The sequence below is a fragment of the Castellaniella sp. FW104-7C03 genome, from assembly GCF_040276085.1.
Lineage (GTDB): Bacteria > Pseudomonadota > Gammaproteobacteria > Burkholderiales > Burkholderiaceae_B > Castellaniella.
In genome coordinates this window covers 1-599 of record NZ_JBELOK010000033.1, presented here as the reverse complement: position 1 = coordinate 599, position 599 = coordinate 1, and the positions used below count along the sequence as shown (strand labels likewise).

Annotated in this window: 1 protein-coding gene; it reads right to left on the bottom strand. The window is 61.8% G+C overall.

Annotated features, from left to right (window positions below; translation table 11 throughout):
• On the bottom strand, positions 1-476 hold a 476-nt coding region (locus tag ABS758_RS14945), incomplete at its 3' end, for a transposase (RefSeq protein ID WP_350384141.1).
• Between the last annotated feature and the right edge of the window lie 123 nt (positions 477-599).

Genomic DNA, 599 nt, shown 5'->3' with positions numbered 1-599 from the left:
TTAGGAAAGTACTGCTGGGCAATGCGGCGATAGGTCTCGGACAGATCCATCACGATGACACGCACGTTCTCCTTGCCCGGCAAGCGCTTCAGATAGCTGCGCAGACTGGCCTCTGAGCGGCCCAGCACCACATCGAACACCTTGTGGTTCTTCAGATCCACCAAGGTTGTGGCGTAGCCCTTCTTGCGGGTGAAGAAGTGCTCATCGATGCCAAGCACCTGCGGGCAGGTTCTGCCCGAGAGCTCGGCCACGCGCCGCTTTACAAAGGACTGATACCAGCGCTCGACGGTGGCACTACCTATACGGTGCGTATGGGTCAGCTTGCGCTGGCTCACACCGCCCTCATGCGCTTCAAAGACCTCCAGGCGGTACGCCTCGGTGGCTCGCAGGCGCGGGAGGATACCGGCAAAGCGGTGACGGAAATAGCGGTTGCAGTCGGTGCAGTGATACTTGGGCACGGCCAGGTGCAGCAGCATGATCCGGTTGCCCTGTCGGGTGTGTTTAAGCGTGCGCTGGTAGGTGGCTTTGATGCGCAGCCGCTCACTGTGGCAGTGCTGACACCGGGGACGCCTGCGCGGGCCTGCCCAGACGTGGATGCC